Origin of the sequence: Variovorax sp. S12S4, assembly GCF_023195515.1 — a bacterium.
GTDB lineage: Bacteria > Pseudomonadota > Gammaproteobacteria > Burkholderiales > Burkholderiaceae_C > Variovorax.
In genome coordinates, this window is sequence record NZ_JALPKR020000002.1 from 432,105 (window position 1) to 447,618 (window position 15,514).

Annotated in this window: 15 protein-coding genes; 8 read left to right on the forward strand and 7 right to left on the reverse strand. The window is 66.5% G+C overall.

The annotated features are described in order from the left end of the window. The first annotated feature begins 79 nt into the window (after nt 1-79). Genes M0765_RS02365 through M0765_RS02375 form a run of 3 tightly spaced genes read left to right on the forward strand, consistent with a single transcriptional unit; the run spans nt 80 to nt 2,949 of the window. A complete protein-coding gene (locus M0765_RS02365) occupies nt 80-826 on the forward strand; it encodes a response regulator (protein WP_258501799.1) in 747 nt (248 codons plus the stop codon). 9 nt (nt 827-835) lie between these two features. Then, nucleotides 836-2,107 carry a PAS domain S-box protein gene (locus M0765_RS02370; RefSeq protein WP_258501800.1) on the forward strand — a complete coding sequence of 424 codons (1,272 nt, stop codon included), beginning with the start codon at nt 836-838 and terminating at the stop codon, nt 2,105-2,107. Continuing rightward, a complete protein-coding gene (locus tag M0765_RS02375) occupies nt 2,014-2,949 on the forward strand; it encodes an ATP-binding protein (protein WP_258501801.1) in 936 nt (311 codons plus the stop codon). The genes M0765_RS02370 and M0765_RS02375 overlap by 94 nt, the downstream gene beginning before the upstream one ends. 20 nt (nt 2,950-2,969) lie before the next feature. On the opposite strand, the gene M0765_RS02380 is transcribed toward M0765_RS02375, so the two are convergent. The 5 genes from M0765_RS02380 to M0765_RS02400 are packed head-to-tail and all read right to left on the reverse strand — an operon-like array spanning nt 2,970 to nt 8,353. After that, nucleotides 2,970-4,247, reverse strand: coding sequence for an NAD(P)/FAD-dependent oxidoreductase (locus tag M0765_RS02380; RefSeq protein WP_258501803.1), 1,278 nt, complete (start codon nt 4,245-4,247; stop codon nt 2,970-2,972). 52 nt (nt 4,248-4,299) lie between these two features. Further along, nucleotides 4,300-5,178: a GNAT family N-acetyltransferase gene (locus tag M0765_RS02385; protein WP_258501805.1), complete on the reverse strand. Its 879-nt coding sequence runs from the start codon at nt 5,176-5,178 to the stop codon at nt 4,300-4,302. Nucleotides 5,179-5,186: 8 nt separating this feature from the next. Beyond that, complete coding sequence (locus M0765_RS02390) at nt 5,187-6,512, reverse strand: NAD(P)/FAD-dependent oxidoreductase (RefSeq protein ID WP_258501806.1); 1,326 nt, start codon at nt 6,510-6,512, stop codon at nt 5,187-5,189. A gap of 35 nt (nt 6,513-6,547) precedes the next feature. Further along, nucleotides 6,548-7,984, reverse strand: a complete 1,437-nt coding sequence (locus tag M0765_RS02395; RefSeq protein ID WP_258501807.1) for an aldehyde dehydrogenase family protein — start codon at nt 7,982-7,984, stop codon at nt 6,548-6,550. A 15-nt stretch (nt 7,985-7,999) separates the two neighbouring features. Next, complete coding sequence (locus tag M0765_RS02400; protein ID WP_258501808.1) at nt 8,000-8,353, reverse strand: cupin domain-containing protein; 354 nt, start codon at nt 8,351-8,353, stop codon at nt 8,000-8,002. A 283-nt stretch (nt 8,354-8,636) separates the two neighbouring features. On the opposite strand from M0765_RS02400, the gene M0765_RS02405 reads away from it, so the two are divergent. The 4 genes from M0765_RS02405 to M0765_RS02420 all read left to right on the forward strand — a co-directional run bounded on the left by M0765_RS02405 (nt 8,637) and on the right by M0765_RS02420 (nt 13,359). Further along, entirely contained in the window at nt 8,637-10,130 is a 1,494-nt protein-coding gene (locus tag M0765_RS02405) for an NCS1 family nucleobase:cation symporter-1 (protein ID WP_258501809.1), read from the forward strand. A gap of 28 nt (nt 10,131-10,158) precedes the next feature. Continuing rightward, the gene (locus M0765_RS02410; RefSeq protein ID WP_258501810.1) at nt 10,159-10,896 is read left to right on the forward strand and encodes an aspartate/glutamate racemase family protein; all 738 of its coding nucleotides are present in this window, start codon (nt 10,159-10,161) and stop codon (nt 10,894-10,896) included. 48 nt (nt 10,897-10,944) lie between these two features. Beyond that, nucleotides 10,945-11,721, forward strand: coding sequence for a GntR family transcriptional regulator (locus tag M0765_RS02415; protein WP_258501811.1), 777 nt, complete (start codon nt 10,945-10,947; stop codon nt 11,719-11,721). A gap of 141 nt (nt 11,722-11,862) precedes the next feature. After that, a complete protein-coding gene (locus M0765_RS02420; RefSeq protein ID WP_258501812.1) occupies nt 11,863-13,359 on the forward strand; it encodes a nucleobase:cation symporter-2 family protein in 1,497 nt (498 codons plus the stop codon). A 15-nt stretch (nt 13,360-13,374) separates the two neighbouring features. Here the strand turns inward: M0765_RS02420 and M0765_RS02425 are convergent, their stop codons facing one another. Further along, nucleotides 13,375-14,232, reverse strand: a complete 858-nt coding sequence (locus tag M0765_RS02425; RefSeq protein WP_258501813.1) for an aldo/keto reductase — start codon at nt 14,230-14,232, stop codon at nt 13,375-13,377. Nucleotides 14,233-14,529: 297 nt separating this feature from the next. Here M0765_RS02425 and M0765_RS02430 point away from each other — a divergent pair, with 297 nt between their 5' ends. After that, entirely contained in the window at nt 14,530-15,015 is a 486-nt protein-coding gene (locus M0765_RS02430; protein ID WP_258501814.1) for a DUF305 domain-containing protein, read from the forward strand. Nucleotides 15,016-15,026: 11 nt separating this feature from the next. On the opposite strand, the gene M0765_RS02435 is transcribed toward M0765_RS02430, so the two are convergent. Beyond that, nucleotides 15,027-15,479 carry a hypothetical protein gene (locus M0765_RS02435; RefSeq protein WP_258501815.1) on the reverse strand — a complete coding sequence of 151 codons (453 nt, stop codon included), beginning with the start codon at nt 15,477-15,479 and terminating at the stop codon, nt 15,027-15,029. Between the last annotated feature and the right edge of the window lie 35 nt (nt 15,480-15,514).

Sequence of the window (15,514 nt, forward strand, 5' to 3'; positions counted from 1 at the left end):
CCTGGCGGCGGGGCGTGCTACGCTTGAACGGCCCCCAACAATGCCATGGCACTCGCGCCGCAAAAGCGAGCTTCCCCGAATGAAATCCGCCTTTCACATCGCGGTCCTCGACGACGAAGTCGACATCACCCAGCTGCTGGCCAACTACCTTCAAAGCCACGGCTTTCGAGTGACGCAGCTGCACGACGGCGCCTCGCTCATGAAGCTGATGGGCAGCGATCCGGCCGACCTCGTCCTGCTCGACCTGGGGCTGCCCGGCGAAGACGGCTTTTCCATCGCCCGCCGCATGCGCGAAAACTGGCGCTGCGGGCTCGTCATCGTCACCGGCCGCGGCGACGCGGTGGACAAGGTCGTCGGCCTGGAAGTGGGCGCCGACGACTACGTGACCAAGCCGTTCGATTTGCGCGAACTGGTGGCACGGGTCAAGGCCGTGCTCAGGCGATTGGCACCCGACGATGCGTCCACTGCAGCGGCGGCCGCGCCTGCATCGGCCGCAGCGAACCCTTCCGAGCGGCTCCGCTTCGCCGGATGGCAGCTCGACCTCGCGGCGCGCAGCCTGACCAACCCACAAGGCCAGAACGTTTCGCTCACGGGCGGTGAATTCGATCTGCTGTGCGCATTTGCGCACCACCCAGGGCGCGTGCTCTCGCGCGACTTCCTGCTTGAGCAAACACGCGGACGCGAAGCCGCTCCTTTCGACCGCACCATCGACGTGCAGGTCGGCCGGCTGCGCAAGAAGATCGAAGCCGATCCGGACGATCCGCAGATCATCAAGTCGGTGCGGGGCGCGGGCTACATCCTGGTTCCGCCGGTCACCCAGGGCTGAGCCGAGCGTATGGCCAACCCCTCTTCGCCCAAGACTGCCGAGCCGACGCTTGCCACCTTGCAGGGGCTGCCTTCCGGCATTGAAGAGAGCAGCGTCTTCCGGTCGCTCTTCATTGCCTATCCCGATGCCCTGCTGCTCGTCGACCAGGCCGGCGGCATCGTGCTGGCCAACCCTTCCGCGGCCAGCCTGCTCGGCTTTGCGGTGGACGAACTGGTCGGGCTGAACGTCGACGCCCTGGTGCCCGACAGCATCCGCCCGCGCCATGCCGCCTACCGCGAAGCCTATGGCCGGGCACCCCGCGCGCGGCCCATGGGCACGCAGATGGAGCTCGTGGCCAAGCGCAAGGACGGCAGCGAGGTGATGGTGGAGATCGCGCTCAGTCCGCTGCAAAGCCACGGCCTGCCGTTCGTGGTGGCCGCCATCCGCGACATTGGCGCCTACCCGCGCGTGAAGCAGGCGCTGCAGCGGGCGCGCTACAGCGACTACCTCGCGCAGCTGGGCCGACTGGCGGTCGACACGCGCGACCCGCAGGTGATGCTCGACCACGTGCCCACCATTGCGGCGGAAGCGCTGGAGGTCGAGGTGGCCATGGTGCTGCTGCTGGAAAGCAGCCGTCTCGAATTCCGCGTGGCGAGCGGCGTGGGCCTGGTGCCCGGCGAAGAAATCGGCGCGCGCATTGCGAGCCATGCGAACACGCCGCCCGGTTTCGTGTTTGCCGAGGCTCAGCCCGTGGAAGTGCCCGACTACGGCAGTGAGCGCCGCTTCGCCGTGCCGCAGGCCTACCTCGACGCCGGCCTGGTGAGCGCACTGGCCGTGCCCTTCTACGACCGCGGGCGCTTCATCGGCGTGTTGACCGTGCACTCGCGCCAGGCCAAGCGCTTTGGCGACGAGGAACTGCGGTTTCTGGAATCGCTCTCGAACCTGCTGGCCACCAGCCTGCAGCGGGTGCAGACCGAAGAGGCGCTCAGCCACGCCCAGCGGCTCGAAAGCGTCGGCCAGCTCACGGGCGGCATTGCGCACGACTTCAACAACCTGCTCACGGTGATCCAGGGCAACCTGCAGGTGCTCGAAGAACTGCCCGCCATTGCCCAAGACGGCTATGCGCAGCAGCTGGTGGGGGCCGCGGCGCGGCCTCGCGGCGCGGCGCCGAGCTCACGGGCAAGCTGCTGGCGTTTTCACGCCGGCAGATGCTGCAGCCCAACGCCGTGGACCCGCATGCCATGCTGCATTCGCTGGCCGACATGCTGCGGCGTACGCTCGACCAGCGCATCGGCATCGTGATCGACGCCACGCCGGATTGCCCGCCCGTTCTTGCCGACCCGGGGCAGCTCGAATCGGCGCTGTTGAACATTGCCATCAACGCGCGCGATGCGATGCCCGAAGGCGGCACGCTGCACTTTCGCGCCGAGGCCTGCGGCGCGCTGCCTCGCGAAGTGCTCAATGAACTGGGCGAGGCCGGCGAACACGGCAGCTTCGTTGCCATTTCGGTTGCCGACAGCGGCACCGGCATGACCGAGGAAGTGAAGGAGCGCGCGTTCGAGCCGTTCTTCACCACCAAGGAAGCCGGCCGCGGCACGGGCCTTGGCTTGAGCACGGTGTACGGCTTCGTGAAGCAGTCCAAGGGCGCCATTGCCATCGCAACCCAGCCGGGCGCGGGCACCACGGTTACGCTGTACCTGCCCCAGCTGTTCGACGCGGCGCCTCCCGCCGCGCCCGACGACGACGACGGCGAGCAGGCACTGCCCGCCGGGCTGCGCGTGATGCTCGTCGAAGACGACGCCGAAGTGCGCAAGGTGGTCCACACGTTCCTGGCCACGCTCGGCTGCGAAGTGGTGGCGGCGGAAAACGCCGAGCAGGCCCTTGTGCAGATGGAGTCGGACACGGGCGCTTTCGACGTGCTGCTGAGCGACATTGCGCTCGGCCCCGGCATGCGCGGAACGCGGCTTGCCGCCGAGGCGCAGCAGCGCTTTCCGCGGCTCGCGATTCTTCTCATGTCGGGCTTCTCGTCGGAGCTGCTCGATGCCGACCGGGAGGCGCCGCCGAGCTGGGAGCTGCTGCGCAAGCCCTATTCGCGCGCAGAGCTTGCGCGCGCCCTGGCCCGGGTGCTCGCCGCGCGGCCTTGACGGCCCCGCGCCGAAGCTGTTCAGCGCACCAGATCCTGGAAGCGGTAGTAGGCACCGACGATCGGAAGAAACCACGGCTTGCCGAAATGCCCGGGAATTGCGGGCCAGTCGAAGTCGCGCCACGGGTTCAGGTCGGCGCGGCCATTCAGCACTTCGGCCATGATCGCGCCCATGTAGGTCGACATGTGGGTTCCGTGCCCGCTGTAGCCCATGGAATAGAAAAGCCCGTTGCGCTCTCCGGCGCGCGGCAGGCGGTCGCGTGTCATGTCGACCATGCCGCCCCAGCAGTAATCGATACGGGTGTCTCTCAACTCGGGAAAGACTTGCACGAGCGACCGCTGCAGGATGGCACCGCTCTTCACGTCCGACTTGGGGTTGGTCGCCGCAAAACGCGCGCGGCCACCGAACAGCAGACGGTTGTCCGGCGTCACGCGAAAGTAATTGACGAAGTTCTTCGTGTCCGTCGTCATGCGGCGGCGCGGCGTCAGCCGGTCGAGCACTTCGACCGGGAGCGGCTCGGTCACGATGATGAATGCACCCACTGGCACGATGCGGCGGCGGAACCACGCGAGCGGCCCCACGGCCGATGTGCCGGTCGCAAGCAGCACCTGTCGGGCACGGATGCTGCCGCCGGGCGTTTCGACCTGATGCACCGAACCGCCCTGCCGCTTGAGGCCCACAACGGGCGCGTTCTCGTAGATGCGCACGCCGCGCTTCGCAGCCGCCACGGCAAGGCCATGGCCGTAGCGCCCCACGTGCATGCCCGCGCTCTTGCCGAAGACCATGCCGCCGAAATATTGGTCAGACCCGATCTCGCTGCGCAGTTCGGCCCGCGTCACCATGTGGGTGTCGGGATCGCATTCCTTCGCCATCAGCGCTTGCGAGCGGGCCAGCTTGTCGTAGTGTTCCGGCTTGGCGGCGAGCTTGAGCTTGCCGACACGCTTGAAGTCGCAATCGATGCCCTCCTCCGCAATCAGCGACTCCACCTTGGAAACGCCCGCGTCGAACGCGCGATAGAGCATGTTGGCCCGCTCGCGCCCGAGCTTGCCCGACAGCGCGCAATAGTCTTGCGCGAAGCCGTTGTTGCACATGCCACCATTGCGGCCGGAGGCGGCACTGCCCACGTTCCCGGCGTCGAGCACCGCAACGCTTGCACCCTTCTTGGCCAGTGCGATGGCCGCGGACAAGCCGGTGAAGCCCGCACCGACCACCGCCACATCGACATCGCCGCCGGGCGCCTCGGCCTGGCCGCCGGTAAACCTGGGCGCGGTATCTAGCCAATAGGGCATCAGCTTCATAAGTGGATTTCCGTCATGTCAGGGGAACGCTTGGGTGTGCCGAGCCGGCGGCTCAGCCGAACGACTGGTTCGAAAGGGCGAACAGGCGCGGGTGGGCATCTGCCAGGGCATCTGCAACGGGTGCGGCATCGGCTGTGCGACGCTGTACATCGCGCACCATCGGCACCGCATGGCCGACGCAAGGCAGCCCCATCTGGGCAAGCCATGCAGACAGGCCGCTGTCCTCCGTCACGTCGATGCGAACAAACCGGCCGCGAAAGCGGTCCGCGAGCGCGGCGATGAGGTCCCTTGCATCGGCCGCGCTGCTGGCGCCCGATGCGACCACCGGGCCGATCACCACGCCATGCCCGAACTCCCTTGCCGAGGCGTAGGCCGACACACGGGCACCGCGGTCGACGACCATCGTCGTTCCGGCCGCGAGCAATGCATGGAGCAAAGCGGTGCGGTCCATTCCCGTGGCAGCCAGGTCCAGCCGGCGCAGGCTCTCGCCGTCTGCCGGCTGCATGGGCCGCAGGTGCGACGGCGCGGCAGGCAGAGCGGCTTCAGGCGGCAGTGCGGCCTGGTGCTGGAACACCTGCCCGCGGGCGACGAACCCGAGTTGCGTATAGAGCGGAAGCCCTTCCTGTGTGGAGTTGAGGAACACGGTGCGGTTGCCCGCCTCGTCGAGCAGCTTCTCCATCAGGGCACGCCCCAGGCCGCGCCCCTGCATGGCCGGGTCCACGATGATCATGCCCACCGAGGCGTGGGTCTCGCCATAGGGCCACCACATCGCCGTGGCCACCAGGCGGCCGTCGGCTTCCACCGCGAAGCCGCTGCCGAGCTCGAGGGCAAAGCGCCAGTCGGCCTCGCGGTAGGGCCACGCCAGCGCGGCCGATTGCCAGACGGCGTCGGGCAAGTGCTCCGCGCGCAGCGCGGTGAGCCGCGGCGTCATGGCTGTCTTCAGAAGTCCGCGACCTTGCCCCACGCCGACGACAGGAACCTGTCCGGGTGGTAGGGGCGCGGATCGACGATGGGTTCGGCGCCGCTGACGATGTCGGCAATCAAATGGCCGGCCCCGGGGCCGATGCCGAAGCCATGGCCGCTGAACCCGGCCGCCAGCACGAATCCGGGCAGGTTCGACATCTCGCCGATTCCGGGAACGCCGTCGGGCGTGCTGTCGACATAGCCGGCCCAGGCAGCGCTGACCGAACTCTGCTTCAGCTCCGGCACCAGCTCCACCGCCCGCTTGTAGGTGAGGCTCACCACCGATGCGTCCACCTTCGGGTCGAGAACACGCATGCGCTCCATCGGCGTCGGCTTGTCGAGCCGCCAGCGGGACCAGCCCTCATGCCCCGAGCGGACGCCTTCGAGCCCGCCGGGCGCGAGATTGCGCCACCGCCGCTGGAACATGGGCAGGAACTGCGGCGCAAAACGCAGCAGCTGCGGCGTGGGGTCCACGCGTCCCCGGCCGCTGATGGCCAGGGTGTATCCGCCGTCCACGCGCCGCGTCATGGAAACGCCGGTCGTGTGGAGCGCAGCCGGTATGTCCTTGCCGCCCGTGGCAACCGACAGCACCGTCTGCCGGATGGCAGCCTGCGGAAACCGGATGCCGTATTGGCGGCAGAACGAGGACGCCCAAGCGCCGCCTGCGAGCACCGCGACCTTGGTGCGGATGGTCCCCTTCTCGGTGACCACGGCCGAAAGCCGGCCGCCCTCGGTTTCTACACCGCGCGCGGCGCAGCCCTGGTGTACCGTGCCGCCCAGTTTCATGAGCGCCCGCACCACGGCCGGCGCCGCACGTGATGGGTCGGCAGTGCCGTCGGTTGGCGCAAAGACGCCGCCCTTCCAGGCCTTGCCGGTTGCGCGGCCGCGCTGCGCCGCTTCGTCCGCGGTCAGCATCTGGGTCTTGACGTCGACGGTGCGCGCAAACTCGCCCCACCGCGCCCAGCCTTCCAGTTCTTTCTCGCTGTTGCTGAGGTAGAGCAACCCGCATCTCTGGAAGCCCGTCACCTCGCCGGTTTCTGCGGTGAACTGCTCCCACAGGTCCAGGCTTTTGGTGGCCATCGGCAATTCGCGCGCATCGCGGTTCTGCTGGCGGCACCAGCCCCAGTTTCGGCTCGACTGCTCGGCGCCGACGCGGCCCTTTTCCACCAGCGCCACCTTCATGCCGCGCTTGGCCATGTAGTACGCGGCAAAAGCGCCGATGATGCCGCCGCCAATCACGACGACGTCCGCATGCGTCGGCAGGTCCGGGCTCGACTCGACTGGAAATAGAGGTGCAGGCATTCTCGGGATGTCCGTTGAGGGATCGATGAAACTGGTCAGTAGCCGACGACGGCCTTGGTCTCGAGATACTCCTCGAGCCCATGCACGCCGTATTCGCGCCCGTTGCCGGACCGCTTGTACCCACCGAACGGCGCATGGCTGGTCCATGCCGGGTAGTTGATGTGCACCTGGCCGGCGCGAAGCTGCGCCGCCACGCGCCGCGCCCGCTCGCGGTCGCCGGACTGCACGCTGGCGCTGAGTCCGTAGACGGTGTCGTTCGCAATCGCGATGGCCTCGGCCTCGTCGGCGTAGGGAATGAGGACCAGCACGGGGCCGAAGATTTCTTCCTGCGCCACCCTCATGCCGGGTGCCACATCCGAAAACACCGTGGGCCGTGCAAAGTAGCCGTGTGCCAGCCCGGCAGGCCTGCCCAGGCCACCGCAGACGAGCTTGGCGCCCTCTTCGATGCCGCTGGCGATCATCGCTTGCACCCTCGCGTATTGCGCGGCGTTGGCGATGGGGCCCATCGTCGTTTGTTCATCGCGCGGGTCGCCGAGCGTGATGTTGGCCACGGCTGCAGCGGCCAATGCTTCCACCTCGGCCAGGCGTGACGCGGGCACCAGCATGCGCGTCGGTGCGCTGCATGACTGGCCCGCGTTGCGCATGCCGGCCAGCACGCCCTTTGCCACCGCCTGCTCGAAATCGGCGTCGTCGAGAAGAAGGTTGGGCGACTTGCCGCCCAGCTCCTGCACCACGCGCTTGACCGTCACCGCAGCCGCCTGCGCCACGAGCACGCCCGCGCGGGTCGATCCGGTGATGGAGATCATGTCGACGCCCGGGTGTGCCGCCAGTGCCGCACCGACGACCTCGCCCGTGCCGCCGACGACGTTGAACACACCGGGCGGCGTGCCGGCATCGTGCATCACCTGCGCGAAGAGCTGCGCGCTGTAGGGAGACAGCTCGCTGGGCTTCAGCACCACCGTGCAGCCCGCGGCAATTGCCGGCGCGACCTTGGCCGTGAGCTGATACAGCGGCCAGTTCCACGGCGTGATCAGCGCACACACGCCGATCGGCTCCTTCGAAATCGCCATGCCGCTTTCGACGGAAAGAAACTTGTAGCCCTGCAGCACCTCGATCTGCGCGCGGACATGCGCAACGGCAAAAGGCACATGGGCAGCTCGGGCGAAGGCGATGGGAGCCCCCATCTCTGCCGCGATGGCTTGTGCGAACAGTTCCGCGCGCTCTTCCAGCAACGCCAGGATACGGCCCAGCAGCGCAAGCCGCTCGCCGGCCGTGCTTTGCGAGAACGTTTCAAACGCACGTCGGGCCGCGGCAACGGCAAGGTCGACATCCGCCGGCGAGCCGGCCGCGATGTGCCCGACGATCTCTTCGGTAAACGGGTTGACGACGGCGATGCGCGCGGCATGGGCGCGGTCCTGCCAGGACCCGTCGATGTAGAAGCGGGCATCGTCCATGCGTGGCTCTGCGGTCATCGCGGCGCTTTCCGGTCAGGCGATGACCCACACCTTGCGCACTGTCTCGATGGTGCGCCATGTGCCGATGTAGCCCGGCTTCATGATGAAGCAGTCGCCGGCCCTGTAGGTCTGCGGCGGCTGGCCTTGCTCGGTGATCTCGACCACGCCCGAAAGAATGTGGCAGAACTCCCAAGTGTCGCCCTTGATGGAGTGATTGACGCCGACGGTCGACTCGAACACGCCGGCGCGCACCGCGCCGTCCTTCGCGCTGTCCACGTCCCAGTTGCGGCACACGACATCGCCCTCGATGACGCGCTCCGCCGGCGGGCGGTATTCACGCGGTTCGCCGAGCTGGTCGAGTTTGAAGGGGACGAGAAGATTGGACATTGGGTGCCTGTTCGCAGAGGTCTGATGGTGGGCCAATGCTAAAGAAAGCACCGCCCGGGCCGATGCTGAACCGGGCCCCTGTAAAGGTGCGAAATGTGCGATTGCGGGCCTTCAACAGCCGATCGTGCGGCGGCGGGATCTCAGGGAATCTACGGATATATGATTTGCCGGATGGGGTTGATTGCACACTGTTTTTGTATACAAATAACGCACCCGATTCCCGGCGCCCCGACTTGCGCCGGAAAAGCGGTCCCTCAATCCACCATTCGCACGAGGAAAGACCATGAGCACAGTTGTCAGCCAGGCCCCCGCGGGGGCGAGCGAAGCCGGCCATGCGCCGCATGCCGAATCCAACGCGCTGATCAAGCCGGGCTACGACCCGCGGCTGACCAACGAAGACCTGGCCCCTCTCAAGAAACAGACCTGGGGCCAATACAACATCTTTGCGTTCTGGATGTCCGACGTGCACAGCGTGGGCGGCTACATCACGGCCGGCAGCCTGTTCGCGCTGGGCCTCTCCAGCTGGCAGGTGCTGGTGTCGCTGCTGGTGGGCATCGTGATCGTACAGTTCTTCTGCAACCTGGTGGCCAAGCCCAGCCAGGTGACGGGCGTGCCCTACCCCGTGGTGTGCCGCGCCTCGTTCGGCGTGCTGGGCGCCAACATCCCGGCCATCATCCGCGGGCTGATTGCGGTGGCCTGGTACGGCGTGCAAACGTACCTCGCATCGGCGGCCTTCATGGTGCTGGCGCTGCACATGTTTCCCAACCTGGCGCCCTATGCCGACGTGGCGCAGCACGGCTTTGCGGGCCTGTCGACACTGGGCTGGGTGGCGTTCATGATCATGTGGGTGCTGCAGGCCTTCGTGTTCTGGCACGGCATGGAAGCGATCCGCAAGTTCATCGACTGGGCCGGCCCGGCCGTGTACGTGGTGATGGCCATCCTCTGCGGCTGGCTGGTGTGGAAGGCGGGCTGGCGCAACATCGACCTGAACCTGGGCGGCATCAAGTTCCAGGGCTGGGACGCGCTGCCCGTGATGCTCTCGGCCATTGCGCTGGTGGTGAGCTACTTCAGCGGGCCGATGCTCAACTTTGGCGACTTCTCGCGCTACGGAAAGAGCTTCGACGCGGTGAAGAAGGGCAACTTCTGGGGCCTGCCGATCAACTTCGTGTTCTTCTCGCTGCTGACGGTGATCACCACCGCCGCCACGCTGCCGGTGTTCGGCGAACTGATCACCGATCCGGTGCACACCGTGGGCAAGATCGACAGCACCACCGCCGTGGTGCTGGGCGCGCTGACTTTCATGATCGCCACCATCGGCATCAACATCGTGGCCAACTTTGTGTCGCCGGCCTTCGACTTCTCCAACGTGGCGCCGCAGCACATCAGCTGGCGCACGGGCGGCATGATCGCCGCGGTGGGCTCGGTGTTCCTCACGCCGTGGAACCTCTACAACAGCCCCGAGGTCATTCACTACACGCTGGACGTGCTGGGTTCGTTCATCGGTCCGCTGTTCGGCATCCTGATTGCCGACTACTACATCGTGCGCAAGCAGCGCATCGACGTGGACGCGCTCTACACCATGAGCCCCAAGGGAGAGTACTGGTACAGCGGCGGCTACAACCCCAAGGCCATCCAGGCCATGATCCCGTCCGCGCTGGTGCCGATTCTTTGCGTGATGGTGCCCGCGCTGCGGGGTGGCGCGAACTATGCATGGTTCATCGGCATGGGCCTGGGCTTTGTCATCTATGCCCTGCTGAACCGCAACAGCAAGACTTGAAATACTGAAAGAGAGAAAGGGCCGCGCCGTGCGCATCAAGATCATCAATCCCAACACCACCTGGAGCATGACCGAGAAGATCGGCGCCTGCGCCCGCGCGGTGGCGCAGCCCGGCACGGAAATCGTCGCGGTCAGCCCGGCCATGGGGCCGGTCTCCATCGAGAGCCACTATGACGAGGCGCTGGCCGTGCCCGGCCTGCTGCAGGAAATTGCGGCCGGCGAGCGCGACGGCACCGACGGCTACGTGATCGCCTGCTTCGGCGATCCGGGCCTGAAGGCCGCACGCGAACTGGCGCGCGGGCCGGTGGTGGGCATTGCCGAAGCCGCCATGCACCTGGCCAGCATGGTGGGCAGCCGCTTCAGCGTGGTGACCACGCTGGGCCGCACCATGGGGCAGGCCTGGCACCTGGCCGAGATCTACGGCATGGAGCGCTTTTGCGCCAACGTGCGCGCCTGCGAGCTGCCGGTGCTCGAGCTCGAGGAGCCCGGCTCCAACGCACGCGAGCGCATCGTGGACGAATGCCGCCGCGCGCTGGAGGAAGACGGCTCCGACTGCATCGTGCTCGGCTGCGCCGGCATGACCGACCTGTGCGAGCACATCGGCGGGCTGCTCGGCGTGCCGGTGATCGATGGCGTCGCGGCGGGCACCAAGCTCATCGAATCGCTGGTCGCGCTGAAGCTGCAAACCAGCAAGCGCGGCGAACTGGCGCACCCGCTGCCCAAGACCATGAAGGGTGCGCTCGAGGGTTTTACCCTGCCCAGGTAGCTGGGCGTTCGGGGCGCGGCAACGGCCTTGCTGGGCCACAATCTCCGCATGCCTCGCGCCAGCTCCAAATCATCCGCCCCTGCCATCTCTCCCACTCCTGACGCTGCTGCCACCGCCGCGGCAGAAAACGCCGCACCTGCCGCAGACAAGGGAAGTTCCATCGAAAGCATCGCGCAGGACATCGCCACCGCCATCGTCGAGAAGCGCCTGCCTCCGGGCACCTGGCTGCGCGAAGAAGCGCTGGGGCGCGTCTATTCGGTGAGCCGCACCAAGATCAGGGCTGCCCTGCTCATGCTGTCGAAAGACAAGCTCATCGAGATCATTCCCGACAAGGGTGCATTCGTGTGCCAGCCCACGGTGCAAGAGGCACGCGAGGTGTTCGCGGTGCGCCGCATTCTCGAAAGCGAAGTGGTGCGCCTGTTCATTGCCAACGCCCGCACGCGCGACTACCAGGTGCTGGAGCAGCACATCCGCTTCGAGCGCACGGCGCTGCGCCAGACCACCACCACGGGCACCGTGCGCGAGAAGGTGCTGGGCGACTTCCACGTGGCGCTGGCCGAGGCCACGGGAAACAAGACCCTGGCCGAACTGGTGCGCGAACTGGTGGCGCGCAGTTCGCTGATTGCCATGCTCTACCACTCGTCGAACGACCCGCATTGCTCGTCGGACGAGCATTCGGAGTTCCTGCGCATCTGCCGCAAGGGCGACGTGGAAGGTGCGGTGCTTTGCATGATCGACCATCTGCAGCGCATCGAGGCCAGCCTGGAGCTGGGCACCGAAAAGCCGGACCGGCAGCTCGACCTGGTGAAGGCGCTGCTCGCCTAGAAAGCAAGCCGCCGCGGTGCGGGTTTTCCTGCATCCAGTTTGCCGCATAAATTGTATACAGTTTGGCGTACACACATTGTGGACGCCACGCCAAGCCGCGCCGCCCACGCATGTTCCCCTTGCTTCGCCAGGAGATGCACGATGACGGCCGAGACCTCTTCCCCTGTTCACACAGTTCATCCGGTGGACCAGCGGCTGCCCTCGGGCAAGCTCGCGGCGCTCGGCCTTCAGCATGTGCTGGTGATGTATGCGGGGGCCGTCGCGGTGCCGCTGATCGTCGGCCGTGCGCTCAAGCTCTCACCCGACGAGGTCGCGCTGCTGATCTCGGCCGACCTGTTCTGCTGCGGCATTGCCACGCTGATCCAGGCGCTGGGCGCCACGCAGTGGTTCGGCATCAAGCTGCCGGTGATGATGGGTGTGACCTTCGCGTCGGTCGCGCCCATGGTGGCCATTGCCAACGCCAACCCCGGGAAGAACGGCGCGCAGCTGCTGTTCGGCGCCATCATCGGCGCGGGCGTGGTGTCGATACTGATCGCGCCGCTGGTGAGCCGCATGCTGCGCTTCTTTCCGCCGGTGGTCACGGGCACCATCATCGCGGTGATCGGCATCAGCCTGATGCGCGTGGGCATCAACTGGATCTTCGGCAACCCGGTGGGGCCGACGGCGCCCGCGCTGGTGGACCCGGTGTATGCCAAATGGCTCGCGGAGGTAACCTCGCCGGGCAGCTCGATTCCGGCGGTGCCCAAGGGCTTTGCCATCATGCCCACTGTGCCCAACCCCAAGTACGCGGACCTGCCGGGCTTCGGCGTGGCGGCGCTGGTGCTGGTGTCCATCTTGCTGATCGTCAAGTACGCCAAGGGCTTCATCGCCAACATCTCGGTGCTGCTGGGCATCGTGATCGGCGCGGTGGTGGCCTCGGCCACGGGCCTCATGACCTACGAGAAGGTCGGCAAGGCTGCCTGGGTGGACGTGGTGCTGCCCTTTCACTTCGGCATGCCGCAGTTCGACCCGATCCTCATTCTCACGATGACGCTGATCATGATCGTGGTGATGATCGAATCGACCGGCATGTTCCTCGCGCTCGGCGAAATGACCGATCGCAAGATCACGCAGAAGGACCTGGCCAAGGGCCTGCGCACCGACGGCCTCGGCACGCTCATCGGCGGCATCTTCAACACCTTTCCGTACACCAGCTTTTCGCAGAACGTGGGCTTGGTGGCCGTCACGGGCGTCAAGAGCCGCTATGTCTGCGTGGCGGGCGGCGTGATCCTCGTCGTGCTCGGCCTGCTGCCCAAGATGGCGGCGCTGATCGAATCGCTGCCCACGGTGGTGCTTGGCGGCGCGGGCCTGGTGATGTTCGGCATGGTGGCCGCCACCGGCATCCGCATTCTTTCGGGCGTGGACTTCAAGGGCAACCGGCACAACGCAATGATCGTCGCGGTGTCGATCGGCATCGGCATGATTCCGCTCATTGCACCCAACTTCAAGCAGTGGATGCCGCATGGGATCCACTCGCTGGTCGAATCGGGCATTCTGCTGGCGTCGATCAGCGCGGTGCTGCTGAACCTGTTCCTGAACGGTGCCAAGCACGACGAGCAGGCGGTGATTGCCGCGGCCAAGCAGGCCGAAGCGCACTGACCGCCGCCCGTCAGTTCAGATCATCGCGAGCGGTGCCTTGCGCCGGGGCGGTGGATGGAGGCGGTCGAGCTCGGCGAGCGTGGCCGCGTCGAGCTCGAGGTCGGCGGCAGCAAGGTTCTCCTGCAGATGGGCGCTGCGCACCGCCTTCGGTATGGCAACCACGCCGGGCCTGGCGATCACGGCCGCAAGGGCGAGCTGCGCGGCGGTCACGCCGAGTCGCGCTGCCAACACTCCCAGCGCCTTGTCCGAAGCCAGCGCGCCCTGGTCGATCGGGCTGTAGGCCATCAGCGGCATGCCGCGTTCGCGCAGCCAGGGCAGCAGGCTGAACTCAGGGCCGCGTTCACCCAGCGAAAGGTAGACCTGGTTGGCCGCGCAGCCAGGGCCTTGGCCCACCGCCTGCGCGAGTTCTTCCATGTCGTCCGTGTCGAAGTTGCTTACGCCCCAATGGCCGATGCGCCCCTTGGCGACCAGTGCCTGCATCGCATCGGCCGTTTCGCGCAGCGGATGGCTGCCGCGCCAGTGCAGCAGGTAGAGGTCGATCATGTCGAGGCCCAGGCGCTTCAGGCTGCGCTCGCAGGCTTCGGGCGTGCCGCGGCGGCTTGCGTTGTGCGGGTAGACCTTGCTGACGATGAACAGCTCGTCGCGCCGCACGTCGCCGGCGCGCAGCGCCTCGGCCAGGGCTTGGCCAAGCACCGTTTCGGCGCCGCCCTCGCCGTACATCTCGGCGGTGTCGATCAACCGGTAGCCCATGGCGATGGCGTCGCGCACCGCGGCCACTTCCGACGCGCGGCGGTTCGCCGCCTCGCCCATGCGCCAGGTGCCGAGGCCGAGCACCGGAATGTCGCGGGCATTGGAGAGAGGGAGTGTTCGCATGGCTAAATCGTAGCGGGTCGCATGCCCGAGGCAAGACTGTCGGTTGTCGGGCCAATTCCTACACGGCTTCAGCATCCCGCTGACAGAAGCCAAGGCTGCAACGGCGCAGTCTGGTTTCGGACGTGGTGAGCTCCTCTGGGTCCGGACAGTGCTTTTAGTGAGATTTGAGCAAGCACGATGTACCCGCAGCCAGACATGCCGGCGGACAAGCCAATGAGCCGCGCTCGTGGGCCAAAGCGCATGACATGAAAAGCACACCACGCCCCTCGCCCGTTCCGCCATCACAAGGAGAACACAATGGGCCACCAAGACCCTGCCTCCCGGCACGGAGGCACGCACCACTACATGATGTTTGCGCTGAACATGCTGCTCAGCCTCGTCGTCATGTACTTCGTCATGTTTTCGATGATCGACGGCTGGGGCGACTTCCGCAACAACCTCAACATGTTCTACATGGCGCTCACCATGGTCGCGCCCATGGGCATCATCATGCTTGCGACGATGCGCGGGATGTACCCCAACAAGGCGGTCAACGGCGTGCTGTATGCCGCGCTTGCGATCCTCTTCGTCGCCGCGCTTGCCGGCACGCGGCAGCAGAGCGTGATCGGCGACAAGCAGTTCGTCGCCTCGATGGTGCCCCACCACTCCGGCGCCATTCTCATGTGCCGCGAGGCCAGCCTGAAAGACCCCGAGCTGGTCAAGCTGTGCGGCCAGATCTCCAATTCCCAGCGCAGCGAGATCGAACAGATGAATGCGATACGGGCCCGGTTGAACACCATGTAGGGCCCGGCGACTCAAGCGATCTCAGTGGCCTCCGCCCACATCCTGTTGAAAAAAGACTCCCGGGCCTTGTCGAACACGGCGCTTGAGTGAAGACCGACCGCGGACTCTATCCGCGTGGTCTTGCCGAAGTCAGCGCTGGAGACCCAGACCGTGTCCGGCGCCACGAGCACGACTTTGGCGTTGTTGCTGTGATGCAGCGCCACGCGTACATCGGGGAAGCGGAGCTTGAGCGCCCTCGCCTCCTTTTGCGCATCGGCATTCGCAATGATGAAGATGTCTCGCGGGCGCTTGCCCAAGGTCTGGGCGATGTATTCCGGGTCGGGAAGGGCCCCGGTCATGATCAGGACGGGGCCGACCACGCGCGCGATCTGCGACAGGCGCTTGTTCCACGTGCTTGTGCAAACGGAGATCTTCGCGTCTTCGCAGGAGAACGCAAAGCCGCCACTGTCGTCTCTGAAAATCATGTGGTGCTTGGAAAAGGTGAACTGATGCGGTGGCG